Source organism: Brevundimonas sp. UBA5866, from assembly GCF_002432125.1.
GTDB lineage: Bacteria > Pseudomonadota > Alphaproteobacteria > Caulobacterales > Caulobacteraceae > Brevundimonas.
On record NZ_DJFS01000099.1, the window covers coordinates 49,027 to 74,787 of the forward strand.

25 protein-coding genes are annotated in these 25,761 nt (G+C 62.0%); 10 read left to right on the forward strand and 15 right to left on the reverse strand.

What is annotated here, in order from left to right; genetic code table 11:
* Positions 1-91: 91 nt before the first annotated feature.
* Entirely contained in the window at positions 92-2,221 is a 2,130-nt protein-coding gene (locus B3H86_RS13445) for a M13 family metallopeptidase (RefSeq protein ID WP_292054788.1), read from the reverse strand.
* Between the two features lie 494 nt (positions 2,222-2,715).
* Between B3H86_RS13445 and B3H86_RS13450 the strand changes: the two genes are divergently transcribed.
* Positions 2,716-3,372, forward strand: coding sequence for a TetR/AcrR family transcriptional regulator (locus B3H86_RS13450; protein ID WP_292054791.1), 657 nt, complete (start codon positions 2,716-2,718; stop codon positions 3,370-3,372).
* A gap of 67 nt (positions 3,373-3,439) precedes the next feature.
* On the opposite strand, the gene B3H86_RS13455 is transcribed toward B3H86_RS13450, so the two are convergent.
* The gene (locus B3H86_RS13455; RefSeq protein WP_292054793.1) at positions 3,440-4,549 is read right to left on the reverse strand and encodes an aromatic ring-hydroxylating oxygenase subunit alpha; all 1,110 of its coding nucleotides are present in this window, start codon (positions 4,547-4,549) and stop codon (positions 3,440-3,442) included.
* A 99-nt stretch (positions 4,550-4,648) separates the two neighbouring features.
* On the opposite strand from B3H86_RS13455, the gene B3H86_RS13460 reads away from it, so the two are divergent.
* Both B3H86_RS13460 and B3H86_RS13465 read left to right on the forward strand, forming a co-directional pair.
* The gene (locus B3H86_RS13460) at positions 4,649-5,614 is read left to right on the forward strand and encodes an alpha/beta fold hydrolase (RefSeq protein WP_292054796.1); all 966 of its coding nucleotides are present in this window, start codon (positions 4,649-4,651) and stop codon (positions 5,612-5,614) included.
* A gap of 87 nt (positions 5,615-5,701) precedes the next feature.
* Positions 5,702-7,741 (forward strand): transglycosylase domain-containing protein, encoded by a 2,040-nt coding sequence (locus tag B3H86_RS13465; RefSeq protein ID WP_292054798.1) that lies wholly within the window; start codon positions 5,702-5,704, stop codon positions 7,739-7,741.
* Here B3H86_RS13465 and B3H86_RS13470 read toward each other — a convergent pair.
* The 3 genes from B3H86_RS13470 to B3H86_RS13480 form a co-directional block, all read right to left on the reverse strand.
* Positions 7,738-8,466 (reverse strand): M48 family metallopeptidase, encoded by a 729-nt coding sequence (locus B3H86_RS13470; RefSeq protein WP_292054800.1) that lies wholly within the window; start codon positions 8,464-8,466, stop codon positions 7,738-7,740. The genes B3H86_RS13465 and B3H86_RS13470 overlap by 4 nt on opposite strands.
* Positions 8,447-9,700, reverse strand: coding sequence for a polyhydroxyalkanoate depolymerase (locus B3H86_RS13475; protein ID WP_292054803.1), 1,254 nt, complete (start codon positions 9,698-9,700; stop codon positions 8,447-8,449). The genes B3H86_RS13470 and B3H86_RS13475 overlap by 20 nt, the downstream gene beginning before the upstream one ends.
* Before the next feature lie 120 nt (positions 9,701-9,820).
* Positions 9,821-10,447 (reverse strand): SCO family protein, encoded by a 627-nt coding sequence (locus B3H86_RS13480; protein ID WP_292054806.1) that lies wholly within the window; start codon positions 10,445-10,447, stop codon positions 9,821-9,823.
* Positions 10,448-10,525: 78 nt separating this feature from the next.
* Here B3H86_RS13480 and B3H86_RS13485 point away from each other — a divergent pair, with 78 nt between their 5' ends.
* Together B3H86_RS13485 and B3H86_RS13490 are read left to right on the forward strand one after the other, a co-directional pair.
* The gene (locus B3H86_RS13485) at positions 10,526-12,004 is read left to right on the forward strand and encodes an ActS/PrrB/RegB family redox-sensitive histidine kinase (protein WP_292054810.1); all 1,479 of its coding nucleotides are present in this window, start codon (positions 10,526-10,528) and stop codon (positions 12,002-12,004) included.
* An 83-nt stretch (positions 12,005-12,087) separates the two neighbouring features.
* Complete coding sequence (locus B3H86_RS13490) at positions 12,088-12,642, forward strand: ActR/PrrA/RegA family redox response regulator transcription factor (RefSeq protein ID WP_292054814.1); 555 nt, start codon at positions 12,088-12,090, stop codon at positions 12,640-12,642.
* 96 nt (positions 12,643-12,738) lie between these two features.
* On the opposite strand, the gene mmcB is transcribed toward B3H86_RS13490, so the two are convergent.
* From mmcB to thpR, 3 genes are read right to left on the reverse strand one after another with little or no spacing between them, the layout of a single operon-like run.
* Positions 12,739-13,209 (reverse strand): DNA repair putative endonuclease MmcB, encoded by a 471-nt coding sequence (mmcB, locus tag B3H86_RS13495; RefSeq protein WP_292054817.1) that lies wholly within the window; start codon positions 13,207-13,209, stop codon positions 12,739-12,741.
* An 18-nt stretch (positions 13,210-13,227) separates the two neighbouring features.
* Entirely contained in the window at positions 13,228-13,812 is a 585-nt protein-coding gene (locus B3H86_RS13500; protein ID WP_292054820.1) for a GNAT family N-acetyltransferase, read from the reverse strand.
* Positions 13,809-14,348 (reverse strand): RNA 2',3'-cyclic phosphodiesterase, encoded by a 540-nt coding sequence (gene thpR / locus B3H86_RS13505; protein ID WP_292054821.1) that lies wholly within the window; start codon positions 14,346-14,348, stop codon positions 13,809-13,811. The genes B3H86_RS13500 and thpR overlap by 4 nt, the downstream gene beginning before the upstream one ends.
* A 124-nt stretch (positions 14,349-14,472) precedes the next feature.
* Between thpR and B3H86_RS13510 the strand changes: the two genes are divergently transcribed.
* The gene (locus tag B3H86_RS13510) at positions 14,473-15,219 is read left to right on the forward strand and encodes a Bax inhibitor-1/YccA family protein (RefSeq protein WP_292054823.1); all 747 of its coding nucleotides are present in this window, start codon (positions 14,473-14,475) and stop codon (positions 15,217-15,219) included.
* Between the two features lie 62 nt (positions 15,220-15,281).
* On the opposite strand, the gene B3H86_RS13515 is transcribed toward B3H86_RS13510, so the two are convergent.
* Complete coding sequence (locus B3H86_RS13515; protein WP_292054825.1) at positions 15,282-15,617, reverse strand: DUF2794 domain-containing protein; 336 nt, start codon at positions 15,615-15,617, stop codon at positions 15,282-15,284.
* Positions 15,618-15,740: 123 nt separating this feature from the next.
* Here B3H86_RS13515 and B3H86_RS13520 point away from each other — a divergent pair, with 123 nt between their 5' ends.
* The 3 genes from B3H86_RS13520 to B3H86_RS13530 all read left to right on the forward strand — a co-directional run bounded on the left by B3H86_RS13520 (position 15,741) and on the right by B3H86_RS13530 (position 18,040).
* Positions 15,741-16,556 (forward strand): enoyl-ACP reductase FabI, encoded by an 816-nt coding sequence (locus B3H86_RS13520; RefSeq protein ID WP_292054828.1) that lies wholly within the window; start codon positions 15,741-15,743, stop codon positions 16,554-16,556.
* 63 nt (positions 16,557-16,619) lie between these two features.
* Positions 16,620-17,774, forward strand: a complete 1,155-nt coding sequence (locus tag B3H86_RS13525) for a benzoate/H(+) symporter BenE family transporter (protein WP_292054829.1) — start codon at positions 16,620-16,622, stop codon at positions 17,772-17,774.
* 92 nt (positions 17,775-17,866) lie between these two features.
* Positions 17,867-18,040, forward strand: a complete 174-nt coding sequence (locus tag B3H86_RS13530; RefSeq protein ID WP_292054833.1) for a YegP family protein — start codon at positions 17,867-17,869, stop codon at positions 18,038-18,040.
* A gap of 62 nt (positions 18,041-18,102) precedes the next feature.
* Here the strand turns inward: B3H86_RS13530 and B3H86_RS13535 are convergent, their stop codons facing one another.
* From B3H86_RS13535 to ffh, 4 genes are all read right to left on the reverse strand, one after another.
* Positions 18,103-18,822, reverse strand: coding sequence for a glutathione S-transferase N-terminal domain-containing protein (locus tag B3H86_RS13535; protein ID WP_292054835.1), 720 nt, complete (start codon positions 18,820-18,822; stop codon positions 18,103-18,105).
* A gap of 70 nt (positions 18,823-18,892) precedes the next feature.
* Positions 18,893-19,420 (reverse strand): ribosome maturation factor RimM, encoded by a 528-nt coding sequence (gene rimM, locus B3H86_RS13540; RefSeq protein ID WP_292054839.1) that lies wholly within the window; start codon positions 19,418-19,420, stop codon positions 18,893-18,895.
* 101 nt (positions 19,421-19,521) lie between these two features.
* Positions 19,522-19,974, reverse strand: coding sequence for a 30S ribosomal protein S16 (gene rpsP, locus B3H86_RS13545; RefSeq protein WP_292054843.1), 453 nt, complete (start codon positions 19,972-19,974; stop codon positions 19,522-19,524).
* Between the two features lie 21 nt (positions 19,975-19,995).
* On the reverse strand, positions 19,996-21,519 hold the full coding sequence (ffh, locus tag B3H86_RS13550; protein ID WP_292054847.1) for a signal recognition particle protein: 1,524 nt from the start codon (positions 21,517-21,519) through the stop codon (positions 19,996-19,998).
* Positions 21,520-22,048: 529 nt separating this feature from the next.
* Between ffh and B3H86_RS13555 the strand changes: the two genes are divergently transcribed.
* Complete coding sequence (locus B3H86_RS13555; RefSeq protein ID WP_292054850.1) at positions 22,049-22,351, forward strand: UrcA family protein; 303 nt, start codon at positions 22,049-22,051, stop codon at positions 22,349-22,351.
* 101 nt (positions 22,352-22,452) lie between these two features.
* Here B3H86_RS13555 and B3H86_RS13560 read toward each other — a convergent pair whose 3' ends face one another.
* Together B3H86_RS13560 and B3H86_RS13565 are read right to left on the reverse strand one after the other, a co-directional pair.
* On the reverse strand, positions 22,453-23,418 hold the full coding sequence (locus tag B3H86_RS13560) for a magnesium and cobalt transport protein CorA (RefSeq protein ID WP_292054853.1): 966 nt from the start codon (positions 23,416-23,418) through the stop codon (positions 22,453-22,455).
* Positions 23,419-23,510: 92 nt separating this feature from the next.
* The gene (locus B3H86_RS13565) at positions 23,511-25,679 is read right to left on the reverse strand and encodes a M3 family metallopeptidase (protein WP_292054855.1); all 2,169 of its coding nucleotides are present in this window, start codon (positions 25,677-25,679) and stop codon (positions 23,511-23,513) included.
* Positions 25,680-25,761: the final 82 nt, after the last annotated feature.

Sequence of the window (25,761 nt, forward strand, 5' to 3'; positions counted from 1 at the left end):
CGGCCTGTCGCGGGCCTTTGACCGCGCAAAAAGAAAAAGGCCGGTGGTTGAACCACCGGCCTTCTTGTTATCGAAAAACTTTCGATATGACTTACCAGAGGCGGATGCGGTCTTCCGGAGCCAGGTAGTATTCGTCGGTCGGCTGGACGTCGAAGGCGGTATACCACTCGTCGACGTTGCGCAGCGGGCCGATCACGCGGAATTCGGCGGCCGAGTGCGAGTCGGTTGCGACCTGCTGGATCAGCGCCTGTTCGCGGTACTTCGACTGCCACACCTGTGCCCAGCCATAGAAGAAGCGCTGGTCGCCGGTCAGGCCGTCGAGAACCGGAGCCTCTTGGCCCTTCAGCGACAGACGGTAGGCATGCAGGCCCACGGCCACGCCAGAGGCGTCGCCGATGTTCTCGCCCATCGTCAGATCCGGATTGATCTTGTAGCCTGCGACCGGCTCGAACTGGGCGTACTGCTCACCCAGGCGCTTGGTCAGGGCCACGAAGTTGGCGCGGTCTTCCGGCGTCCACCAGTCACGCAGAACACCGTCGCCGTCCGACTTGGAGCCCTGGTCGTCGAAGCCGTGGCCGATCTCGTGACCGATCACGCCACCGATGCCGCCATAGTTTACGGCTGCATCACCATTCGGATCGAAGAACGGCGGCTGCAGGATGGCGGCCGGGAAGACGATCTCGTTGTTGACCGAGTTGTAGTAGGCGTTGACGGTCTGCGGGGTCATGCCCCACTCGGTCTTGTCGACCGGCTTGTCGAGACGAGAAACGCGGTCTGCATAGCTCCATTTGCGCATGCGGACGGCGTTGCCGACCAGATCATCGCCGCTGATTTCCAGCGCCGAATAATCACGCCACTTGTCCGGATAGCCGATCTTGACGGTGAACTTGTTCAGCTTGTCCAGGGCGGCGGCCTTGGTCTCGTCGCCCATCCAGGTCAGGTTCCGGATACGCTCGGCCTGGGCCAGACGCAGGTTCTGGACCAGCTCTTCCATCTTGGCTTTGTATTCCGGCGGGAAATACTGTGCCACGTACAGACGGCCAGCGGCTTCACCCAGGGCACCTTCAGCGAAGGAGATGGCGCGCTTCTCGCGGCTGCGTTGTTCCGGCTGCCCCGACAGATCGCGGTCGCGGAAAGACCAGCGCAGATCGGCAAAGCGCTTCGACAGCAGCGGAGCCATCTGGTCGGCGGTGTGGAACGCCTGCCAGGCCTTCAGCACATCCAGATCGGCTTCGGCATAGATGGCTGCCATCTTCGGCATGGCCGTGTTCTGGCGCACGATGATGCGGTCGGCATGGCCCAAACCCGCAGCATTGTAGAAGCCCTGCCAGTCAAAGCCCGGAGCCTCGGCCGCCAGCGATTGGATGGTGTATTCATTATAGGTGCGGTCGCGGTTGCGGTTTTCCGCAGGCGTCCAGTGTGCCTGAGCGATGCGGTTTTCCAGATCGACGATCTGGGCCGCGGTTTCGACCGGATTGTCCCAGCCGATCTGGGTCAGCATGTCGGCCACATAGGCCTGATACTTTTCTTTCTTCTCGGTGAAGCGCTCGTCCAGATAGTAGTCACGGTTCGGCAGGCCGATGCCCGAATGGCCGGTCGAGACGACGTGGCGGGTCGGGTTCTTGGCATCCGCGCCGACGCCGGCACCGAAGAAGGCCGCGCCGAAATCACCGTTGTGCGCCCCCATGTAGACGGCCATAGCCTCATGGCTGTCGATGGCGCGGATGTTGGCCAGATACGGTTCCAGCGGACGGGCATCGACGGCCTCGATACGCGCTTCATCGATGTAGGAACGATAGGCGTCGGCGATCTTTTGTTCATCCGAACCGGCCACCAGATCCGTGCGGGCCGCCAGACCCGTCACCAGTTCCTTCATGCGGTTGTCCGACAGTTCGCGCAGCAGGGCGAACGAACCGTACGAGGTACGGTCGGATGGGATCACCAGCTGATCCAGAGCGGCACCGTTGGCATGGCGGAAGAAGTTCTCGCCCGCACGGACCGAAGTGTCACGACCGGCCAGATCAAAGCCCCAGGTGCCGTAACGCGGGCTCTCGGTGCCCTGCCACCCGCCATTCGCAGCTTTGGCCATAGGCGTATCGAACAGGCTGACCACCTCACAGGCGTCGTCGATACAGGCGTGGTCATGAGAGCCATTGTGGGCAAAAGCCGTGGCAGGCATCAAAAGCGCCGCGACAGCAGCGCCGGCCAGTAGTCTTTTCATGGTTTTCCCTCGGTTGAAGTCTTTTTATACGGCACAAAATGCGTTTTCCGTCGTTATTCAACGACCCCAAGCCTGGCAGCAACCCTTCCGCCCGATCAAATAACGGCGGGAGGTAAAATTTGGCCGCGGTTTCAATCAAGACATTGGTCTGAAAAGAGAAACTGCAAAAGACCGATAGGCAAGACCGTGCGGATGTATCCGCTTTAAGACAACGCTGTTGCGTCTTTCGGAAAATCGCGGCAAGAAATGGAAGTTTTTTTCTTTGCCTGCGTAAATCTACCTACATCTCAGCACAAAACATGAGAAGGCCGAATGCATTTTGACCGAATTCCGACCCATTTTGGTCACTGTTCGATGATGAAAGTTCGGCCCAGCACATCGGCACGTACCCTTGTTCGTCGGTCATCGTTACTGATCGATAACACCGTAGGCGACCGATGCCAGTTTGGCGGCTCCCCCTCCGCCCTCCTTTTTTAGTGTTGAGTATTTAGTCGATGACCGAGACTGTCGTTGTCGCATCTGCGACCGCCGAAACCGAAGCCAAACCGCGCGTAAACCGTCGCCAAGTGGCCAAGGCCCGCACCCGCCTGAAGGTTCTCGAAGCCGCCCGCAATCTGTTCGCAGAGCGCGGCTATGACTCCGCCACCATCCGCGACATCGCCAAGGGTGCAGGCATGTCGACCGGTGCTGTGTTCGCCAACTTCCAGGACAAGGCCGAGCTGTTCGAAGCCGTCTTCGCCGAGGAAATGGCTGCACTGGCTGAAGACTTTGCCGCTGGCATCGCCATCGACGACACCACCGCCGCCCGTCTGGCCGGCGGCCTGACCGCCGGTTACCACCGCGCCCTGGACCACCTGCCGCTGATGCAGGCCATGGTCGCCCGCTCGTGGTTCCAGCCGGAAGACGCCGACAAGCGCGTCCGTGAATTTCTCGCCCCGATCATGTCGGCCCTGACCGAAGTCCTGCAGGCCGGCATCGCCAAGGGCGAGCTGCGCCAGGACATCGAAGTCGCCCTGATCGCCCGCATGGTGTGGGACGCCTATCTGTCGAACTTCCGTCGTGCCGCTTACGACAACTGGGGCATCGAAGAGCTGACCCCGCTGGTCCGCAAGCAGATGGACGTGCTGCTGGCTGGCCAACAGGCCAAATAAGCCCTCGGTTCCACCGTTATAAAGAAAGCCGGAAGGGTTATCCCTTCCGGCTTTTTTGTATGCGCGCCTAGCTCTTCCAGCGCAGAACGGTTTCCTTGATCGGATTGACGAAGGCCCGTCCCTCGGCACGGCTCTTGAGCCATTCTTTCTTGAGTTGCTGGTACCATTTGGCCTGTTTGTCTGCATCGTCGATCCACAGCAGGGCCGGGTCGTATTTCAGCCCCTCGTTCTGCAGGTTCACCATGCCGCCATCCTGCTGGAGGAAGGCCACGACACCCGCCCGAAGGAAGGGCTTGGCCAGGCCGAAAACCCAGTGATCCGACCAGAAAATCTGGGTGATACGGGTCTTGGTGGCCGTGACCGGTGTCAGCAGGGTCAGAGCCAGAACCTGTTTCGGGCCGACCTGGATATGCTCCCAGCGATAGCCCGGCAGGCGGAAGGTGATTTCGGTGGCAGGTGCCCCGCCCAGGATCTTGTAGAGACGGCTGTTCGATGACGGCGCGTGACGCACCATGGCCCAGCCATAGTCGCGCGGCGCAAAAGTCTTTGCCTTTTCGTGCATCGACTTCTCGGAGCGCCACCACCACTGCTTGTGGACATAGGGTCCGTGCGCCGGGTCCATCAGACCGACGACGGCGTGGTCGATGTGGCTCTCGAAATCCATCCATTCGACAAGGCGGATATCGCCGTCGGCACCCGGAAACACCGGCGGCTCCTGATCCGGCTGTGACGGATTGCGTGGATCGGCAGCCATCCAGACGAACACCATCCCCTGGCTTTCGCGCACGGGATAGGAGCGCACCTTGATCCGGTTCGCCTCTATGTTCTGCCCCTCGCAGACAGAAGGAATGGCGGCGCAGACCCCGTCTGTACGGAAACGCCATCCATGATAGGGGCATTCGACAGTCTCGCCCTCGCCTTCGTGCTCGACCAGACGACCGGCAGAAAGGGGGGCCGCGCGGTGCGGGCAGATATCACGCATGGCGTAAATCTCGCCCGCGCGCGTGCGCCCCAGCAGCACGGGCTCGCCCATCAATTCGTAGCGTTTCATACCGCCACGGGCGACCTGTCGGGACAGGGCAACAAAGTACCAGGCATCGGTAACGAAACCTTTGCCAAACGCCGTTTGCGGTGTAGCTGTGGCGGACGGTACAGCTTGGTAAGCGTCATGGGTCATGGCGTTTTCATACCCATAGTGAAAGCAATTGTCTTTCTAGTCCTTGCAGAGAGCTTTGGTTTGCACAGCTCGAGAAAACACATCATCGGAGAAATGCCCTTGTCCCGCATCGCAGCGCATCGCACAGCCATTCTCGCGATCGCACTCACCGCGCCTCTGGCTTTGGCCGCTCCGGCCTTCGCAGTCGAGGACATGCAGCCCCAGACCCAGCACGCCCATCAGCACGCCGCCTTCGAATCCGGACGTATCCATGTACGTGTGGATGGCCCCGAAGGCGCGCCCGACATCATTCTGATCCCCGGCCTGTCGTCCTCGCCCCGCATCTGGCAGGGAACGGTCGATCATCTGCTGCCCAACTACCGCATCCACCGCATCCATGTGCAGGGCTTTGGCGGTGCCGAGCCCAAGGACAATGCCCAGACCGGCGATACCCCCCAACCGTTTATCGCGCCCGTCAGCGAAGAGATCGCACGCTATATACGCGAAGCGGACCTAGATAGGCCGGCGGTGATCGGTCACTCTCTGGGCGGCACGCTGGCCATGACGCTGGCCTCCCAGCATCCCGATGCCGTCAGCAAGGTCATGGTCGTGGACATGATGCCCTTCCTCGGCGCGATGTTCGGACCTCCGGGCACCACCGCCGAAAGCGTAAAGCCCGCGGCACAGATGGTATGGGCGGCCCAGACCGGCCTGAACCGACAGGCCTATGATGACGCCGCCGCGGCCACCATCACCGGCATGATCAACACTGAAAGCCGCCGCGAAGAGGCGATCGCTGACGCCCGCAACAGCGACCAGCGCGTTTCCGCAGCCGCCTATCATGACCTGGTCATCACCGATCTGCGCGGCGACCTGCCCAAGATCACCGTTCCGATGACTGTGCTGTACGTCAAATTCAACGACCCGCGCGTGACCAACGAGATAACGGACATGCTCTATACGGCCAGCTTTGCCAGCCGGCCTCAGACGACGCTGAAGCGCATCGATGACAGCGCGCACTTCATCATGTTCGACCAGGCCGAGGTTTTTAACTCGGAAATCGACGCCTTCCTGAAATCCAATTAAGTCGCCATCATTTTGGCGACAGGCTATGGCTGTTGTGTAGTGCCCCCGAGCCGCTAGGTTCGGGGGTGCAAATGCACGAGGACATTCATGGCGCGTAAAGATCGCAACCATCAGGCCGAGCCCAAGCCACGCCGCTCGTTTTTCGGACGGTTGTTCTATTGGGGGTCGGTCCTGGCCGTTTGGGGCCTGATTTTCGCTGTCGTGTTTTTCGCAGTATTCGCCCGCGATCTGCCCGACACTTCCAGCCTCTACAACGTCGATCGCCAGCCTTCGATCACCTATCTGGACCGCTCGGGTGCCTTGATCGCCGTGCGCGGTTCACAGATGGCACCGCCTGTCGATCTGGACGCCCTGCCTGACTATGTCCCAGCCGCCTTTGTGGCGATCGAAGACCGTCGTTTCTGGAGCCACCCCGGCTTCGATCCCATCGGCATGAGCCGCGCAATGGCGGCCAACCTCAAGGCCAAGCGCGTTGTACAGGGTGGCTCGACCATCACCCAGCAGCTGGCCAAAAACCTGTTTCTGACGCCGGACCAGAACCTGAAACGCAAGATTCAGGAGTTGATGCTGGCTGTCTGGCTGGAAGTGAAATTCAGCAAGAAAGAGATCCTCGCCCTCTATCTGAACCGCGTCTATTTCGGTGCCGGGGCCTATGGCATCGAAGCGGCTTCGCAACGCTATTTCGACAAACCCGCCCAGCGCCTGACCGTCGGCGAGGCCGCGCTTCTGGCCGGTCTGCTGAAAGCCCCGTCGCGTTATTCGCCGGTCAGCGAGAGCGAACGTGCGGCAACCCGCGCCACCGTGGTGCTGAACTCGATGGTCGATACGGGCACCATTACCCCAGCCCAACGCGATACGGCGGTAGCCGAGCCTGTGCGCGTTTCGCGCACGCTGGCCAGCCAGCACGCCCAGTATTTCGTGGACTGGCTGGACAAACAGGTCCGCGGCATGGTCGGGCAGCAAACGCAGGATCTCGTCGTTGAAACGACGCTGGACCTTTCACTGCAGACCGATGCCGAGCGCGCCGTGCGCCGCATCGTGGATCGTGACAAGAACAAGGGGGTCGAGCAGGCCGCGCTGGTGGCGCTGGATGGCGAAGGCCGCGTCCGCGCCATGATCGGCGGTGCCTCCTATCCCGACAGCCAGTTCAACCGCGCCACCGAAGCCCGCCGTCAGGCCGGCTCGGCGTGGAAGCCCTTTGTCTATCTGGCCGCACTTGAGGCCGGATATACGCCGGACACCCGCGTGGTCGACGAAGCTGTCACCATCGGTGGCTGGTCGCCCCGCAACTATTCGGGCGGCTTCAGCGGCGAGATGACCCTGCAACAGGCGGTTGCCGCCTCGACCAACACTGTGGCGGCCTCGGTGGCCGATCAGGTCGGCCGCTCGAACGTGGCCAATGCGGCGCGTCGCCTGGGCATCACCGGCAATATCAGCACCTCGCCGTCGATGGCACTGGGCGCTGTAGAAGTGTCTCCGCTGGAAATGGCCCAGGCCTATGACGCCTTTGCCAATGGCGGGCGCCGCGTGAAGGCATGGGGCATCAGCCGCATCCGTACCGCCGATGGCCGCGTGGTCTACGAGCACGGGACGCCGGAGGTCAGCCAGGCCATCCAGAACCCGTCGCTCTACTATCTGAACCAGATGCTCCGGGCCGTCGTGACCTCGGGCACGGGCCGCGCTGCCGCCGTTGGAGGACGTGATATTGCCGGCAAGACCGGCACGACCTCAGACTATAAGGACGCATGGTTCGTCGGTTATACCGGCGGCTTCACGACCGCGGTCTGGGTGGGCAAGGACAACAACACCCCCATGAACCGTGTATCCGGCGGGGGCGCGCCTGCGGCCATTTTTGCCACCTTCATGCAAGCCGCCCTGCCCAAGCTGGCCGTTCAGGCCATCCCGAATGGCCCCGCCCTGCCGGAAGGCTGGATCCCGCCCGACCCTGTCGGCAATGCGCTGAGCCAGATCGAGGACCCCTATGCCAACGAGACCGGCGTCCTGGATGAAGACGGCATGCCAACGGTGCCGGAAAACATGCGTCCTGCCGAACCTCAGGTGGAAATCGCCAGACCGGCACCCAAGCGCACCGAACCCGCGCGATCCGACGAGGCCCTCTTCTACTAGGCCCCGTTAGCGTGCAGCTCTGCGCCGTGGTGTTTCAGCCATTGGCGCATGGGCCTGTGATCGCCGATCAATCCTTCGACCACGGCCCAGTATTCCGGGCTGTGGTCGGCACGGATCAAATGGGCGACCTCATGGGCCACCAGATAGTCGGCGACCTTTTCAGGGGCCATCACAACCCGCCAGGAATACCGGATCGAACGGTTGTGCGGGCTGCATGACCCCCAGCGCGAGCGTGTGTCCACAATCGATACCCGCACGGGCGGCTGGCCCAGCTTTTCCAGATAGTGATCGGTCCGCTCCACCAGGAACAGACGAGCCTGTTTGCGAAACCAGTTCTCGATCCTGCGGGAATAGGCCTCTGCTTCACCGCCCGCCCGCAGAACCGGACCGCCGGGCAGATCGACCAGACGCGCGGCCCCGACACCCGCCACAGCTTCCAGACGTATGATGCGCCCCAGAAGGCCGACGGTCATACCGGGGGCAAACGGGCGTATCTCGACAGACCCGTCCAACTTGTCGGCGATCCAGTCCGTCTTGGAGCGGGCGAAGTCCACACCCTGCGCAAGGGTGGATGCCGATGGCGCAACCACCACCGCCTCGCGGGTCCTGGCATCGATACGGATCGAAAGACGGCGCGCCCGCTTGTTCACCGACAGCCTGAGGATGTGGCCGCTGGACAGAGCCAGACGGTCACCATCACGATACCTAGGCTGAAACAGCTTCATTGGCTGTGATGAAATCCCTTAGTCGCGGATAGATATGCTCGCGGAAACGGCGACCGTTGAACACGCCGTAGTGGCCGACATCGGCCTGTACATGAAGCAGACGGCGGCTGTCAGGAATATTCGGCGTCAGCACATGTGCGGCCTGTGTCTGGCCCACACCCGATATGTCGTCGTTCTCACCCTCTATCGTCGCAAGGCCGATGTCGCTGATGGCCGACAGATCGACCTTGCGCCCGCGATGCTCCAGAACACCGCGCGGCAGGGAATACCGCTGGAACACATGGTCGATGGTCTGCAGATAGAACTCTTCGGTCAGGTCCAGCACCGACAGGTATTCGTCGTAGAATTCCTCGTGCTTTTCGACACCGTCTCCGTCGCCGCTGACCAGACTGTCGAAATAGCTGCGATGGGCGTCGATGTGTTTCTCCTCATTCATCGACATGAAGCTGTAAAGCTGCACAAAGCCCGGATAGACCCGCCGCCCCATGCCCGCATAGGGAAAGGGCACGGTATGGATCATGTTCGACTTGAACCAGGTGAACGGCTTTTCCTCGGCCAGCTGGTTGGTCACGGTGGGCGACAGACGCGCGTCGATAGGAGAGCCGAGGTAGCTCATCGAGGCAGGCCGGTTCGGATGCCCGTCAGCGGCCATCAGCGCACAGGCCGCCAGAACGGGCGGCCCCGGCTGGCACACAGACACGACATGGGCGCGACCGCCGATAGCCTCGAGCATCAGGCGTATGTGATCGATATAGTCCGAGAAATCGAAACGCCCTTCCAGAATCGGCACTTCGCGGGCGTTTACCCAATCGGTCACCAGAACATCATAGTCCTGGAGGAAGGCCTCGACCGTACCGCGCAGCAAGGTCGCATAATGTCCAGAAAGGGGGGCGACGATCAAAACCGCAGGCGCATCGACCGGACGGTCCGCAGCCTTCAGATCATCGCGGTTGCGCTCGAACCTCAGCAGTTTGCACCACGCCGAGGACCAGACCGTGCGGGTTTCGGTGCGTACGGTATGGCCATCCAGATTGACGGTATCCAGCCGCCATTCCGGTTTGCCATAGCGGCGGGTCAGGCTCTCGACCAGCTCGGCGGTGGCAAAGGCTGTACGGCCCAGCGCCGTATCGGAGGCGAGGTTGAACGGCGAGGTCCAGAATTGACGGGCCATCTGTGCCCCGAAACGCAGGGGCGTTGCCGAATGATAGGCGAGCTCGTGCAGAGCGTAGAGCATGGAATACCAATCAACGCACCCGCTTGAGCGGGCAAGGGCTAGCAGCTTTCATACTGCAACGCACAATGAACCATGCCCGTTGCACCTTGAAAAGCTTTCCTTGCGGTAGCCCTTTTGGGATCAGCCGCGCGCCATCACGCGACGGATGACGCCTACGGCCTTGTCCGGCCCGAGATCATGGGCCAGCGGGCTGCGCAGCTGGCCATCCGGCCCCATCAGATAGACCGTCAAAGTGTGGTTCATCGTATAGCCTTCGCCCGTGCCCTCTTTCTTGTAATAGACACGATAGGCCTTGGCGGCGGCATCCACCTGTTCCTGGGTGCCGGTGAGGCCGATCACACCCTTCGGGAAACCTTCGGATGACAGATAGTCTTTCAGCATCTGCGGCGTATCACGGGCTGGATCGATGCTGATAAAGACAATCTGCAGATCCTTGGCATCATCGCCCAACTGTTCCTGCACGGCGTTCAGGACACCCAGGGTGGTCGGGCAGTAGTCCGGACAATAGGTGAAGCCGAAGAAGACCAACGACCATTTACCGTCCAGCATGGTCTGGTCCACCGTATCCCCGTCCTGGTTCACAAGCGTGAAGTCACCACCGATCAGCGGCTGTCCCGTAGCCACTTCGCGGGCACGGGGGGCATCGGAACCGTTACGGTTGCTCCAGACCGTGACGGCAAACAGCGCCAGACCCAAAGACAGAATGGTACAGATGGCAGCAAAAACAATGATGGAACGACGGGGCATAAGGCCACCCTTTGACGAGAACCAACTGCGCGCATGCGCCCGGTGCGGCGCGCGACGTTTTGAGGGTATAAGGGTTCGGTGAACGGTACAGAAGCCCCCTCCCTGTCGCAGGCCATCGCCAGCGCTGCCCGTAGTGGCACCCACGACCTGCTCAGCCTGTCGCGGCAGTCCAGTCGTGGCAGGGGTTTGAGCCTGCGGACGCTGATCGTCCTGCGCTGGCTGACAATCATCGGCCAGACCGGCGCGGTCATGACCGCCTATTTCGTGCTGAACTTTCCACTGCCGCTCTGGGCCTGTTTGACCGTCATCGCGGCCAGCGTGGCCATGAATCTGGTGACGATGGCCGGTGCCCGCCGCAAGGGGGCGGGTCTGAGCGACGATACCCTGTCCACATTCCAGCTGGGTTTCGACATCCTGCAGCTGTCTGCCCTTCTGGCGCTGACGGGCGGGCTGACCAATCCCTTCTGTCTGTTGCTGGTGGCCCCTGTCACCGTCGCGGCGGCCAGCCTGCCATCGCGGCAGGCGCTCGGCCTTGCGACACTGGCACTGGTGTGTGTGGCCTGCATGTTCTGGTGGTCCCTGCCCTTTCCGTGGCGCACGGACGAGGCTCTGGAGTTGCCGGGCCTGTACCGGATGGAACTGGGCATCGCCCTGATTACGGGCGTTCTGTTTACCTCGGGCTATGCCTGGAAGGTCGCCTATGATGCCCAGCGTCTGGAGCTGGCGCTGGCCACCACCCAGGACGTGCTCCAGCGCGAACAACGGCTTGCCGCGATCGGCGGTCTGGCCGCCGCTGCCGCGCACGAACTGGGCACACCGCTGGCAACCATCCAGATCGTCGCCCGCGAGATGCTGCGCCAGGCCCCGGCCGAAAGCCCGGCCGCAGAGGATGCGGCCCTGATCCTGCAACAGGCCGCCCGCTGCCGCGAGATACTCAACCAGTTGTCGGACGCCCATCAGGATGATGACGCCCCCTTCGCCGAAGCCGATCTGAAAGCCCTGCTGCAAGAGGTCGCCGCCCCCCATCAGGGATTCGATCTGGAGTTCCACCTTCAGGTCATCGCGCCGGAGGGACAGCCCCTGCCCCGCATCTACCGCCGGCCCGAGATCATCCACGGCCTGTCGGCTCTGGTCGAAAATGCCGCCGATTTCGCCAACCAGAATGTGGCCCTGACAGCGACGGTCGATGCCGGATGGATCACCATCGACATCAGCGACGACGGGCCGGGGTTTGCCCCCGATGTCGTGCCGCGTCTGGGCGAGCCCTATGTGACCACACGTCCCCAGAACAAGGCCAGGCGCGCTCTGGCCAAGCAACTGGCGGCTGCGGGCCGCCCCGAAGAAGCGCAGATAGCGCCCAGCCAGGGCGGCATGGGTCTGGGCTTTTTCATCGCCCGCACGCTACTGGAACGCAGCGGCGCACGGGTGAGCATAGGCAATGGCCTGCCGCACGCCGAGGGCGCAGGACAGGGGGCGCGTGTTTCCGTGCGATGGCCCCGCCAGAGGCTGGAGGCCCACCAACCGGACCGGGATGAGGAACCACACCGCGCACAATGACGTATGACACTATATGTCGCACCATCGTTCTTGCGCCTTGACCTTGGTGCCCCGAACCCCGACCTGAGGCTCAGGAGAAGTTGATGTCTGAACTTGAAAACCTGATTGCCCAGCTTGCCGACAAGTCCGTGCTGTTGCTGGACGACGATCAGGCGCTGCGAACCCGACTGGGGCGTGCGCTGGAATCCCGTGGTTTCCAGGTTGCGCTGGCCGCGTCTGTAGCCGAGGCCCAGAGCCATATCCGTCAATCACCGCCCGCCTTTGCCGTGCTGGATATGCGTCTGGAGGACGGTAACGGCCTGAAGGTCGTCGAGGCCCTGCGCGCCGCCCGCGAAGACGCCCGCATCGTCATGCTGACCGGCTATGGTGCAATCGCGACCGCTGTCGCAGCGGTCAAGGCCGGTGCCGTTGACTATCTTCAGAAGCCTGCCGATGCCGATGACGTCGTCAAGGCCCTGCTGTCCTCGGGCGAGGCACCCGAGCCGCCAGAAAACCCCATGAGCGCCGACCGCGTCCGCTGGGAACACATCCAGCGCGTGTTCGAACTGTGCGACCAGAATGTTTCGGAGACGGCACGCCGCCTTGGCATGCACCGCCGCACGCTACAGCGCATCCTCGCCAAGCGCGCGCCGCGCTAAAGCGCGGGTTTATTTTTTGCCCTATCGCCTGCGCCGTGGGCGCTGGCTGCTTGAGGGCGTTTTTGCCCTACCCCACCATCGCGGTCGCTGGCTGCTTTAAGGTTGGGATCCAACCTCGCTACGGGCCATTCGGAAGGCGCTGAGCCGTCCGAAGGCGATCAGCATCGCCTTGCGCCGCGCCGCCGCCAGTGGCTCNNGCTCGGGCGCGGCGTCGCGCACCACGACGCCCCCGAAACCGTCAGCTATGATCAGACCCGGCTCATAGGGCAGGACGCCTTCGGGGAAATCCGGCGAGACGGCAAAATAGAAGGCATCGCAATAGGGCGCATATTCATGCCATTTGCGGTCGACGCGAAAATCGTCGAGGCCGGATTTGACCTCGACAATGATGATGTCGCCCTTCTTGCCCAAGGCCAGAACATCGGCGCGGCGACCATTGGGCAAGCACACCTCCATCAAGGGTGCATAGCCCATTTCCGCCAAAAGGCGGGCGGCCCCGCGCGTCACCGAATGGGTGGTTTCGGGGCGCGAAAAGCGTAGCTCGATATCGGCAGGGGGTGAGGCCATGCCGATATTATGTTCTTCTTACGTTCCAGCCACAAGGCGTTGGCGGTTGATCTGCCACTCGTCTTTCGTCTGACCCCAGATATTGCAGGTCGCCGTATCGAACGGGGCAGGCAGCGGACGCGGGCCACGGTTCTTGGACCCCAGCTTTTCGGCCACCTTTTCCGAAGGTTTGTTTCGCGGGTCGATGCAGTGGATCACGTCATGCCAGCCCAGCACATCGAAGGCATAGTCCATGGTCGCAATGGCCGCTTCCATCGCATAGCCCTTGCCGTGGGCATCGGGGTGCAGGCTCCAGCCCACTTCCCTGCCCGGCCAGTCATAGGGGTGAAGCGGACCGATCCGACCCAGCCACAGGCCCGTCTGTTTGTCGATGACCGAGAACATGCCCTCGCCGTGCAGCGCCCACATGCCGACCACCATCGCCATTGCGCGCCAGACCTGATGCTTGGACTGGGTGCCACCGATGAACTGGCTGGCCTCTTCATCCGCCAACAGCTCGCACCAGCGCGGGAAGTCCTCCAGCGTCGGCGGGCGAAGGATCAGCCGCTCTGTCTCCAGCGTGGGGCCGACGCGGGTTTCAGTGGTTCCGGTCCAAGGCGTCACAGATAATACTCCCTCTCCAGCGTATAGACGCTGCCCTCCCGCGTCAGGACGCTGGAATAGAGGCCGAACGTCGTAAAGCGGATCGGCGGGGACTGGAGCAGGTTGTGCCCTGTAATCCAAGCGCCGACGCGGTCCGGATTCGTCTCGGGTTTCAGATAGGCCAAGGTAACGTGGGGGCGATATTCGCGTCGCTCGGGCGGTAGGCCCGCACGCTCACCCGCCGATTTGCAGCGGGCGGCCAGTTGGCTCAGCGCTTCATTGGGTTTCACCCCTGCCCAGATGGTGTGGCTCTGGTGGTTGTCGCCAAAAGCCCCGACACCGTTCAGCTCCAGATCAAAGGCTCCGCGCCCTTCGGCCCGCACCAGTTCGGATGCCAGATCATCGGCCTGACGCTCGGTCGCATCGCCATAGAAGGCCAGCGTGATGTGCAGCTGTTCCAGCGGTCGCCACCTGGCCCCCGGCAAGCCGGTCTGGCGGCGTTGCAGGGTCTCGGCGATGTGTTCGGGGACGTGCAGGGCGGTGAAAAGTCTGAGCATGCGACCGTTGGTAGCGGCTGGAACGGACGACTTAAAGGCGGGTTTTCCTTGCATAGGAGACTGTCCGACCCGATATTTCGATCAAGGTCGGCATACTCCGACCATTTGGGAGACGAATTTCGCGATGAGCGACTTCAACAACGGCTATGCGCGCCCGCTTCCGCAGTCGGCGGACATGTCCGTCGACGCCGGTCTGCGCGCCTTCATGCTGGGCGTTTACAACAAGCTGGCCATCGGCCTGGTTGTTGCTGGCGTTCTGGCCTACATCACCGGCAACGTTCCGGCTGTGCAGCAACTGCTGTTCGCACGCCTCGACGACGGCCGCATCGGCCTGACCATGCTGGGTATGCTGGTGCAGTTCTCGCCGCTGGTCATGCTGTTCGGTTCGATGTTCTTCATGAAGAACCCGACCGCGCGCGGCGTGAACATGCTGTACTGGGCCGTGGTCGCCACCATCGGTGCCGGTCTGGGCATCCTGTTCCTGCGCTACACCAACGGTTCGCTGGCCTCGACCTTCTTTGTCACCGCCGCGGCCTTTGGCGGTCTGAGCCTGTTTGGTTACACGACCAAGAAGGACCTGACCGGTATGGGCACCTTCCTGATCATGGGCGTGATCGGTCTGGTGATCGCCTCGATCGTCAACATCTTCATGCAGTCCGGCACCTTCTACCTGATCATCTCGGGTCTGGGCGTGCTGATCTTCTCGGGTCTGATCGCCTATGACACCCAGCGTCTGAAGATGACCTACTACGCACTGGGCGGCGACCAGCAGGCTCTGGGCGTGGCCACCGGCTTCGGTGCGCTTAGCCTGTTCATCAACTTCATCAACCTGTTCCAGTTCCTGCTCGCCTTCATGGGCCAGCGCGAATAGTAAGGGATAGGGACTGAAGTCCTGATCTACAGAAGGCCCCGCAGAAATGCCGGGGCCTTTTTCTATTCCACCACCGTGAAACGGCGGCTGTCGAAAACCTTGAGCACCTGCGCCAATTCCCGCCCGCGTTTCAGGATCACACCGCCCTCGCCGATCACCGCATACTGACCCTGCTTCAGACGCAGCGAAGGGCGTTTTTCGATGCGGTAGGCCGGGGCGTCGCCGTGGCGGCGAAAGACGGCGAACTCGGCCACATCCTTGAGCCCCGCCATCGAATAATCCCGCCACTCGCCCTGCGCGACCATACGGCCATATACCCGCAGGAGCTGGTCCAGTTCGCGGCGGTCCCAGAATACAGGGCCTGCCAAGGCTTGTTCCGGCGTTACATCAAGGCTCATGGCCACCACTGTAGTGGTCGTGCGGATGAATGCCAGCCTCGGCAATCTTGACCCTGCGTCTTGTCAGTGGCGGCGGGCGCGTCCAAAAGACAGGCAACAGATTTAGATTTCCAGGAGATAATCATGGCTGACGGCTGGGATATGCCTAAGGGCGAGCTGATGAAGGGCAAGAAGGGCCTGATCATGGGCGTTGCCAACTCCAACTCGATCGCCTGGGGCATCGCCTCGCAGCTGGCGGCCCAGGGTGCGGAACTGGCCTTCACCTACCTCGGCGAAAGCCTGGAGCGCCGCGTGCGCCCGCTGGCCGAAAGCGTCGGCGCCAAGGCCATCATCCCGTGCGACGTCTCGGACGACGCCTCGATGGATGCCGCCTTCGCCGCGCTGAAGGAAACCTTCGGCGAGATCGACTTCGTGGTCCACTCGGTCGCCTTCGCCAACAAGAACGAGCTGCAGGGCTCGTTCGTCGACAACACCACCCGCGACAGCTTCCTGCTGGCCATGAACATCTCGGTCTACAGCTTCGTGGATGTGGCCCGTCGCTCGGCTGAGCTGATGCCGAACGGTGGCTCGATGATCACCCTGACCTATCTGGGTTCGGAACGCGTGATCCCGAATTACAACACGATGGGCGTGGCCAAGGCCGGTCTTGAGGCCGCCACCCGCTACATCGCCCGTGACCTCGGTCCGAAGAACATCCGCGTCAACGCCATCTCGGCCGGTGCCATGCGCACCCTGTCGCTGGCCGGTATCTCGGGTGGCCGTGGCCTGCACTCCAAGTCGGCACAGTTCTCGCTGATCAAGGAAGAGACCTCGATGGAAGGCGTCGCTGGCGCCGCCCTGTGGCTGACCTCGGACCTGGGCCGCTCCACCACCGGCGAAGTGGTTCACGTTGACGCCGGTTTCCACGCCGTCGGCCTGCCGGAAGATATTGAAGCCTGATCCAGAAGGGTTAGACATGAAGGGAGGCGGTCATCACCGCCTCCCTTTTTTGTAGGCCCGCGCATGCGACCATCTCTGCCGTTCTCCTCCGTATCGTCCGCCGCAGTCGGTGTGGTGATCGGCTTTGGGGGCACTGTGGCTCTGGTGGTGCAGGCCGGACAGGCGCTTGGCGCATCGCCTTCACAGATCGTCTCCATGCTGGCCGCCCTGACGCTGGGGATCGGCATCCCCGGTGCCTTGCTGAGCTGGCGGATGAAGATGCCAATCGTGTTGGCGTGGTCGACACCGGGCGCGGCCTTACTTGCGGCCACGACTGCCGGATATTCGTGGCCGACCGCCATCGGGGCCTTTGTAACCGCCGCCCTGCTGATGGTCGTGACAGGCCTTGTTCCCGTGTTCGGACGGCTGGCGGCGCGCATACCCTCCGGCATCGCCTCGGGCATGTTGGCCGGTGTGCTGTTGCCCTTCTGCATGAAGCTGTTTCAGGTGGCGCAGGCCGATCTGCCGATGATCATCGGCCTGTTCGGCGTCTATCTGACGATGCGCCGCTTTTGGCCGGTCTGGTCACTGCCTGTCGTGCTGGGCGTGGCCTTCGCAGTCTTGATGATGCGCGGACAGTTGGGCTTGCCGCAGGGTACCGGGCTATTCGGGCATCTGGAGCCGGTCATGCCGCGCTTCGAGCTGACGGCAGCCATAGGCCTGGCCGTACCCTTATATCTTGTCACCCTCGCTTCCCAGAACCTGCCCGGCCTCGTGGTGCTGCGTACTGCGGGGTACGAGCCTGCGGCCAACCGACTTATTTTCTGGACCGGACTGGGAAGTCTGATCGCGGCCCCTTTCGGAGGGCACGGGGTCAATCTGGCCGCGATCACCGCCGCCATCTGTACCAGCGAGGAAGCCCATCCCGACGCCCGCCAGCGCTGGAAGGTCGGCGTGGTCTATGGTCTGATCTATGTTGTCGTGGCCTTGTTCGCAGCGCCTCTGGCCGGACTGTTCATCGGCATGCCCGCCCATGTCCTGGCGGTGATCACGGGATTGGCCCTGCTGGCCCCTCTTGGCGGTTCCCTGTCCACTATGATGGCCAGCAGCCATGAGCGTGAGGCCGCCATACTGACCTTTGCAGCGACGGCCTCGGGAATGGCCCTGTTCGGTATCGGTGCCGCCTTCTGGGGTCTGGTTATCGGCACCATCGCCCGGATGGTGATGAAGCGGCGCTGACCGCATTTTTTACAAATTGGCGGTTTTCAAACCAAGCTGGGCCATGTCAGCTTGGCTCCGACCGAATGGCGGTCTTTTTCCGCGAGGCAATCATGGCTCACAAGTTCGAAGTCTATCAGGACAAGGCTGGCGAGTTCCGCGTCCGTTTCAAATACAACTCCGAAATCATCTTCTCGACCGAGGGCTATTCGGACAAGTCCGGTGCCAAGCGCGCCATTGAATCGATCAAGAAGTACGTGCCTGACGCCCCCGTCGAAGAAGTCTGACGCCTTTCAAGCCAAGCTATGGAAAGGGGCGCGATCCAGGCCGGTCGCGCCCCTTGTGCATTCTATGGCTTGGCGGGTGTGTTCAACCCGCGCTGCACAGCAGGGCGCGCCCGGGCCCGCTGCAGCCAGGCAGCGACAGCCGGATAGTTGGCCGTACCGACAATCTCGGTCGCTTCATAAAAGCCATCCAGAATACCGACCCAACCGATCAGGGCCATATCGGCGATCGTATAGTCATCGCCCATGATCCACTGACGGGCCGGCGCGCCGGACGGTGAAAGCCGCGTCTCCAGAACACCCAGCAGCCGCTTGACCTCTGCGACATAGCGATCGCGCGGACGCTTGTCCTCGAAGGCCTTGCCGGCAAAACGATGGAAGAAACCGAGCTGACCGAACATCGGCCCCACAGCCGCCATCTGGAAGAAGACCCATTGCAGGGTTTCATACCGCAGGGCGGGGTCTCGAGGCAGGAAGCGTCCATGCTTCTCGGCCAGGTAAACCAGAATGGCTCCGGACTCGAACAGGCTTAGCGGCTGTCCACCCGGTCCATCCGGATCGATTATGGCCGGCATTTTTCCATTGGGATTGAGTGACAGGTAATCGTCTGTCCAGGTCGCGTTCTCTGTGATGTCCACATAGTGCGCCTCATAGTCCAGCCCCAGTTCTTCCAGCAGAATGGAAACCTTCACACCATTGGGTGTGGGCATGGAATAGAGCTGGAGCCTATCGGGGGTTTTCGCCGGATACTGACGGGTAACGGCAAAGCGGGACAGGTCGGCCATAATGCCTCCGGTGTTGGAATACACCGGATATGTGGACCTGCCCCGTCTGCGGCAACCGCTGTACCGATATTTAGTCCGGATCGCGCTCGCTGATCTCGTTGGGCCGGATAACCCGCAGCCAGCCGTCCCCGATATGCAGTTCCGGCACCGCCGCCTTGGTGAACGGCAGGTACCACGTCGGGCCGCCCTCGGCCGGTGCGATTTCCAGCATGTCGTCGGCACCGAAATTCTGTACCGCCTTCACCTTACCGATGACCTTGTCGTCGGCATCGCGGCCCTCAAGGCCGATCAAGTCGGCGAGATAGAACTCGTCCTCGTCCGGTTCCGGCAGTTGGTCGCGGTGGACATAGAGCTTGCGGCCACGGGCGGCGTCAGCCTCTTCCTTGGTGGTCAGCTCTTTGACCTTGGCCACCAGACCATGCTTGTCCGGACGGGCCGACAGGATGGTCAGCACCGGCTGGCCCTTGGCGTCCAACAGGGGCGAATAGGTCTTCAGCGACTGGGCATCGGCGGTATAGGCGGTGATCTTCACCTCGCCTTTCACACCGAAGGCACCACCGATCTGGGCCACCAGAATATATTTATCGTCGCCGCTCAACTCGGGCTCCTTGGGTTCAACTCACGTCCAGATAGCAGAAAAGCAGCGCCCTTGCGGACGCTGCCTTCCTTAAATCATCGAAGTTACCGATGAAGCCGTAATTAGGCTTCGGTGGTTTCTTCAGCAGCCGGGGCTTCTTCAGCGGCCGGAGCAGCAGCAGCGGCTTCAGCTTCAGCCTTGGCAGCAGCTTCGGCTTCCAGACGGTCGGCTTCGCGTTGCTTACGTTCTTCAGCGCGCTCTTGAGCCTTCTTGCCCGGGGTACCCTTCTTCGGGTTGTTGCCTTGGACCCACTTGACCTTTTCGCCCAGCACTTCGTCTTGCGACAGGAAGCGAGCAACGCGGTCGGTCGGCTGAGCGCCCTTGACCAGCCATTCGTTGATGCGCTCGACCTTCAGGGTCACGCGCGGGGTCGCGCCGTCCTTCGGCAGCATCGGGTTGTACGAGCCAACCTTCTCGAGGAACTTACCATCGCGCGGAGCGCGGGCGTCGGCGACGACGATGTGGTAGTAAGGACGCTTCTTGGAGCCACCACGGGCCAGACGGATCTTCAGCATTTCAGTCTCTTTCTCGGAAAGTCAGTTTTTCTTGGGGAAGCCCGGAAGACCCGGAAGCCCCCCCGGAAGTTGTCCGCCACCCAGGCCGGCCATGCGGTCCTGAAGGGCTTTCAATTCGTCGGCGCTGGGTTCCGGCATCTTGCCGCCGCCCAGTGCTTTCAGGCGGGCCATGTCCGGACCGCCGCCGCCCATGCCGGGCAGTCCGCCCATCATGGCCGCCATCTTTTGCAGGTTCTTGCCGCCGCCCTTGGACAGCGACTTGACCATGTCGGACATCTGACGGTGCTGTTTGAGCAGACGGTTGATGTCCTGAACCTCTACGCCCGAACCGGCCGCGATACGCTTCTTGCGGCTGGCGTTCAGCAGATCGGGCTTCTTGCGCTCGGCCTTGGTCATCGAAGAGATCACGGCCAGCTGGCGGTCGATCATCTTGTCGGTGACATTGTTGTCGGCCATCTGGTTCTTCAGCTTGGCCACGCCCGGCAGAAGACCCATGATGCCCTGAAGGCCGCCCATCTTCTTCATCTGGTTCAGCTGGGCCGCCAGATCGTCGAGGTCGAACTGGCCCTTGGCCAGCTTGCGGGCCATCTTCTCGGCCTTGGCCTGATCGAGATCGGCAGCAGCCTTTTCGACCAGGGCCACGATGTCGCCCTGACCGAGGATACGGCCAGCGACACGGCGGGCGTCGAAGACGTCGAGTTGATCGACCTTTTCACCGGCACCCAGATATTTGATCGGCAGGCCGGTGACGGCGCGCATCGACAGCATGGCACCGCCACGACCGTCGCCGTCGGCGCGGGTCAGGATCAGACCCGTCAGCGGCAGGCGCTCGTTAAAGGCCGATGCCGTACGCACGGCGTCCTGACCGGTCAGGCTGTCGGCAACCAGCAGGGTTTCCACCGGCTTGGCGATGTCGGCCACTTCGGCGACTTCGTTCATCAGCGCTTCGTCGAGCGTGATGCGGCCCGCGGTGTCGAGGATCAGGACGTCAAAGCCCTGAAGCTTAGCCGACTGAAGGGCGCGGCGGGTGATCTGGACGGCGCTTTCGCCGGCCACGATCGGCAGGGTGGCGACCTCGATCTGCTGACCCAGGGTGGCCAGCTGTTCCATGGCGGCCGGACGACGGGTGTCCAGCGAGGCCATCATCACCTTCTTGCGGTCGAACTTCGACAGGCGCAGGGCCAGCTTGGCCGAGGTGGTGGTCTTACCCGAGCCCTGCAGACCGGCCATCAGGATGACGGCGGGCGGGGCGGCATTGGTGTTCAGCGGGACCGGCTCTTCACCGCCCAGCATTTCAACGAGGCCGTCATAGACGATCTTGATGACCTGATCCGCCGGCTTGACCGAGCGGATGACTTCCTCGCCCGTCGCCTGTTCCTTGGCGCGGTTGATGAAGTCCTTGACGACCGGAAGAGCGACGTCGGCTTCGAGCAGGGCGACGCGGACCTCGCGCAGCGCCTCTTCGACATCCTTAGCGGACAGCGCGCCGCGACCGGTAATCCGGTCAAATACGCCAGTCAGCCGCTCGTTCAGAGCATCAAACATTCAAAACCTCAAATCCGTGGCGGGACCGTTGGCTCGGCTCCATACGACAACGGCCTCTGTGGACGATACTCGTCGACAGAGGGTTCTCGCCTGCCTCGTTCTTTATTGAGGGGCTATCGGCCGGTCGGCCTACTTGAGCCCCGTAGGGTCAAGCGGCGCCTGCGTTCCTGAGCGCCCGAAGGCCGTGCTCAAGTAGCGCAAAGCGCGGTAGCACACTCGACAAAGCTGTCGTGCAGGTGGAGACGCGAGTTTCACTTGCGCCGGAAGTGGCGGCTTATGCCCCATTTTCAAGCCCGTGTCGACTCAGGAGTCGTTACGAAGCAGGGCGTCATGCGGCGATAAACGCGGGCTGTATAAATAAATATTACATCAGTGTAATATTACTTTCACATCTGACATTTCAGTAATCATGAGCAATAATTATATATTCGTCCGATTTATACCATAGGTACGTCATTACGCTTTCAATATCTCGGGTCAAAAGGGCAGCCAGTAACGCCAATCAATCCTCTCTTTCTGGAAACGCCCCATGATCAAGATCGCTACTCTGGCGGCTGCCGCCGCTCTCCTCGCTACCTCGGCCCAGGCTCAGGTTGTCATCAACACCCAGAATATCGACACCCCTGCCGGTGCCCAACGCTTTGAGCGCGATGTGCGCAAGGCCGCCCGCTCGCTGTGCTCGGCCGTACGCGGCGTGCAAGTAATCACCTGCAAAGAGGCTGTACGTGAAGAAGCCCTGAGCATGCTGCCGGTCCAGCAACGCATGGCCTACGTCCAGTCCCGCGAAGCCCGCAACACCGAATACGCTGCAAACAGCATCGACCAAGCCTGATTGCAGATCCAACAAGTCAGTAAGCGTAGTGAAGTCTAGTCCGTCCCTCCAAGGTGGCCAGACGACAGCACCGACCTCCCCCGGGGTCGGTGCTTTTTATTCTAGAGCCAGCCCGAGCGTTTGAAGCTGGCAAACAGCCCCGCGCACACCGCCAACATCAGCAGCAAGGCCGCGGGGTATCCATAGGTCCAGTTCAGTTCCGGCATCAGACGGAAGTTCATCCCATAGATACCGGCTATAGCGGTCGGGGTCGCCAGTATGGCGGCCCATGCGGCCAGCTTTCGCGTAATCACGCCCTGCCTCTGCTGCTCCAGAAGACTGGAAACATCGAAGACCGATGACACGATATCCAGCAGGGCCGATGTGCGCCCCGCCACACGCCGCACCTGATCGGCCACGTCGCGGAAATAGGGCCTCACTTCCGGTCCGATGACCGGCAGGTCCCACAGGTACAGCCGCTTGACCATGTCCTCCATCGGTCCTGCCAGACGATAGAATTTCAGCAGTTGCCGACGCAGTTGGAACAGGTTCGTCGCATCGCTGCGGGACAGAAACCTGTCCAGCGCCACATGCTCGGTTTCCAGCACGCTGTCCTCGATCGCGTCGACGATCGGCATATAGCCAACGACAATGAAATCCAGCACCGCATAGAGGACCCGATCCGGCCCCTGTGCCATCTGTTCCGGAAATGCCTCCAGATAGTCACGCAGGGGTTTATGGCCCCTGCCCGATCCGTGACGGATGGTGATGATGTGGTTTGAGCCCACGAACATGTGGGTTTCGCCATAGACGATACTGTCATCATGCCACTCTGCGGTCAGGGCCACGACAAACAGCTCGTCTCCATAGACTTCCAGTTTTGGCAGCTGGTGCGCACTCAGGGCGTCCTCTACGGCGAGAGGGTGCAGTCCGAAGCAATCGATCAGAGAGCCGAACTCGTCCGCCGATGGCTCATGCATACCGATCCAGAGAAACTCGCCCTTCGCCAGTTCCAGTCCTTCCGGCGTCAGCGGGGCCGGGCGAACGCATTTGCCGTCGCGGTAAACATAGGATGCCACAATGCTCATGGCCCGCCTCCATCGGCAAAAGCTGCAATCACGGCAAACAAAACGGCCGGTGGAAGGTTCCACCGGCCGTCGGTTTACTGTCGCGCTTTGACTTAGTTCGTCGGGAAGCCGCGGACCTTGAGCAAGGCAGCCACATCCGGATTGCGGCCACGGAAGCGGCGATAGGCTTCGCCGCGGTCGGTGGTGTTGCCTTCGGACAGGATGATCTCCTTGTACTTGGCACCGATCACCGGATTGAACACGTCACCGGACTCTTCGAAATAGGCCCAGGTGTCAGCGTCCATCACTTCGGACCACAGGTAGGAGTAGTAGCCTGCCGAATAGGCGTCCGACGTGAACAGGTGGTTGAACTGCGGCAGACGGTGACGCATCACGATCTCCTTGGGCATGCCGAGGCGCGCCAGGGATTCACGCTCGAAGGCGTCGATGTCGGTCGGCGGGGTGGTCTGGGTGTGCAGGTCCATGTCGACCAGAGCCGACGACAGATAGGACACCGTGGCATAGCCCTGGTTGAAGGTCGAAGCGGCCTCGATCTTCTCGACCAGAGCCTGCGGCATCGGCTGGCCGGTCTCGACGTGCTTGAGGAAGCCGTCGATGATCGGACGGGTCAGGACCCAGTGCTCGTGAACCTGCGACGGATATTCCACATAGTCGCGCGGCGTACCGGCCAGAGCCGGATAGCGGACCTTGGAGGACAGCGAGTGCAAGGCGTGGCCGAACTCGTGGAACAGGGTCTCGGCATCATCCAGCGAGATCAGCAGCGGGCCGGACGGCGCCTTGATGAAGTTGTTGTTGTTCGACGCCAGAACATTCTTCACGCCCTCATACGACGAATAGGAACGATAGGTCGTCGCCCAGGCGCCCGAACGCTTGCCCGGACGGGCGAAGTCGTCCGAATAGAACAGGCCGACGTGCGAGCCGTCCGACTTGTTCTTGACCTCGAACACTTCGACGTCCGGATGGAAGACCGGCACCGAACCGTCGGTGATCTTGGTGAAGGTGAAGCCGTACAAGCGCTCGGCCATGTAGAAGGCGCCGCGCTTGACGTTGTTCAGCTCGAGGTAGGGTTTGATCTCGTTCTGGTCGAGGTCGTACTTCGCCTTACGGACCTTCTCGGCGTAGTACAGATAGTCCCACGGCTCGATGTCGTGACCGGCGATCGCCTTCATGTCGGCGACTTCCTCGGCCACGCGGGCCTTGGCCGGAGCCCACACGCGGTTCATCAGCTCCATGGCCGCCGCAGGGGTCTTGGCCATGGTGTCCTGCATGCGCCATTCAGCGTGGTTCTTGAAGCCCAGCAGCTTGGCGCGCTGGTCACGCAGGGCCACGATCTGGGCGATGGTGGCATTGGTGTCATTGGCATCGCCGTTGTCACCGCGGTTCACAAAGGCGCGCCAGACCTTTTCACGCATGGCGCGGTCATCGCCGAACGACAGGAAGGGATCGACGCTGGAACGGGTGTTGGTGATGGCCCAACCCGACAGGTTGTTGGCGCGGGCCGCAGCGGCGGCAGCGGCCTTGTCACCTGCCGACAGGCCAGCGAGCTGGGCTTCGTCGGTGACGTGGATGTAGGTCTTCTCGTCCTCGACGACCTTCTGGCCGAAGGTGGTGAAGGCGTTCGACAGGGCGGTGTTGATACGGCCCAGCTCGGCCTTGCCGGCAGCATCCAGAGCCGCGCCGTTACGCACGAAGCTGTTGTACGAACGCTCGGCGATGCGGGCCTGTTCGGCGCTCAGACCCGCCGAGGCGGCAGTGTCGTGAACGTGCTTGATGCGGGCGAACAGGGCGGCGTTGAAGGTGGTTTCATCGCTGGCGGCCGACAGCATCGGCGACAGTTCGCGCTCCAGCGTGCGGTATTCAGCCGAGCCGATGTTCGAGGTCATGACGCCGAACAGGGCCATAGCACGGCCCAGCGGCTCACCCGCCAATTGCATCGCCACCGAGGTGTTGGCGAAGGTTGCCGGTTCCGGATTGTTGGCAATCGCATTGATTTCGGCGCGGCGCAGTTCGATGCCTTCGATGATGGCTTCGCGCAGCTTGGCGGCCGTCACCTTGTCCCACGGCGGAACACCTTCAAACGGGCCGGTCCAGACTTGCAGCAGCTCGGCCTTCGGTGCCGTGTTCGGCAGTACGGCACGCGCGATGGCGATCTCGTTCTGCGAAGCGGCGTTGACCGCACCGCCCAGATCCGCACCCGCAGCGGCACAGCCCGAAAGGGCAAAGAGGCTCGCGCCTCCGATAAGAAGGTGGCGTCTGTGCATCCGGTATCTCCCAACCTGATAAAATTCAGTGCCGTGACTCTCGCGTCCCGGCATTTCCCGCTTCGGGTGTAATGCGAAGTGA

What these genes read in the sequence shown, in the direction of transcription:
- B3H86_RS13480 (WP_292054806.1), bottom strand. Translation starts at nt 10,447, where the DNA reads ATGCCCCGTCGTTCCATCATTGTTTTTGCTGCCATCTGTACCATTCTG.
- B3H86_RS13450 (WP_292054791.1), top strand. Translation starts at nt 2,716, where the DNA reads ATGACCGAGACTGTCGTTGTCGCATCTGCGACCGCCGAAACCGAAGCC.
- thpR (WP_292054821.1), bottom strand. Translation starts at nt 14,348, where the DNA reads ATGCTCAGACTTTTCACCGCCCTGCACGTCCCCGAACACATCGCCGAG.
- rpsP (WP_292054843.1), bottom strand. Translation starts at nt 19,974, where the DNA reads ATGCTGAAGATCCGTCTGGCCCGTGGTGGCTCCAAGAAGCGTCCTTAC.
- B3H86_RS13520 (WP_292054828.1), top strand. Translation starts at nt 15,741, where the DNA reads ATGGCTGACGGCTGGGATATGCCTAAGGGCGAGCTGATGAAGGGCAAG.
- B3H86_RS13445 (WP_292054788.1), bottom strand. Translation starts at nt 2,221, where the DNA reads ATGAAAAGACTACTGGCCGGCGCTGCTGTCGCGGCGCTTTTGATGCCT.
- B3H86_RS13510 (WP_292054823.1), top strand. Translation starts at nt 14,473, where the DNA reads ATGAGCGACTTCAACAACGGCTATGCGCGCCCGCTTCCGCAGTCGGCG.
- B3H86_RS13475 (WP_292054803.1), bottom strand. Translation starts at nt 9,700, where the DNA reads ATGCTCTACGCTCTGCACGAGCTCGCCTATCATTCGGCAACGCCCCTG.
- B3H86_RS13535 (WP_292054835.1), bottom strand. Translation starts at nt 18,822, where the DNA reads ATGGCCGACCTGTCCCGCTTTGCCGTTACCCGTCAGTATCCGGCGAAA.
- B3H86_RS13455 (WP_292054793.1), bottom strand. Translation starts at nt 4,549, where the DNA reads ATGACCCATGACGCTTACCAAGCTGTACCGTCCGCCACAGCTACACCG.
- B3H86_RS13525 (WP_292054829.1), top strand. Translation starts at nt 16,620, where the DNA reads ATGCGACCATCTCTGCCGTTCTCCTCCGTATCGTCCGCCGCAGTCGGT.
- B3H86_RS13560 (WP_292054853.1), bottom strand. Translation starts at nt 23,418, where the DNA reads ATGAGCATTGTGGCATCCTATGTTTACCGCGACGGCAAATGCGTTCGC.
- B3H86_RS13470 (WP_292054800.1), bottom strand. Translation starts at nt 8,466, where the DNA reads ATGAAGCTGTTTCAGCCTAGGTATCGTGATGGTGACCGTCTGGCTCTG.
- B3H86_RS13530 (WP_292054833.1), top strand. Translation starts at nt 17,867, where the DNA reads ATGGCTCACAAGTTCGAAGTCTATCAGGACAAGGCTGGCGAGTTCCGC.
- ffh (WP_292054847.1), bottom strand. Translation starts at nt 21,519, where the DNA reads ATGTTTGATGCTCTGAACGAGCGGCTGACTGGCGTATTTGACCGGATT.
- B3H86_RS13565 (WP_292054855.1), bottom strand. Translation starts at nt 25,679, where the DNA reads ATGCACAGACGCCACCTTCTTATCGGAGGCGCGAGCCTCTTTGCCCTT.
- B3H86_RS13555 (WP_292054850.1), top strand. Translation starts at nt 22,049, where the DNA reads ATGATCAAGATCGCTACTCTGGCGGCTGCCGCCGCTCTCCTCGCTACC.
- B3H86_RS13490 (WP_292054814.1), top strand. Translation starts at nt 12,088, where the DNA reads ATGTCTGAACTTGAAAACCTGATTGCCCAGCTTGCCGACAAGTCCGTG.
- B3H86_RS13465 (WP_292054798.1), top strand. Translation starts at nt 5,702, where the DNA reads ATGGCGCGTAAAGATCGCAACCATCAGGCCGAGCCCAAGCCACGCCGC.
- B3H86_RS13515 (WP_292054825.1), bottom strand. Translation starts at nt 15,617, where the DNA reads ATGAGCCTTGATGTAACGCCGGAACAAGCCTTGGCAGGCCCTGTATTC.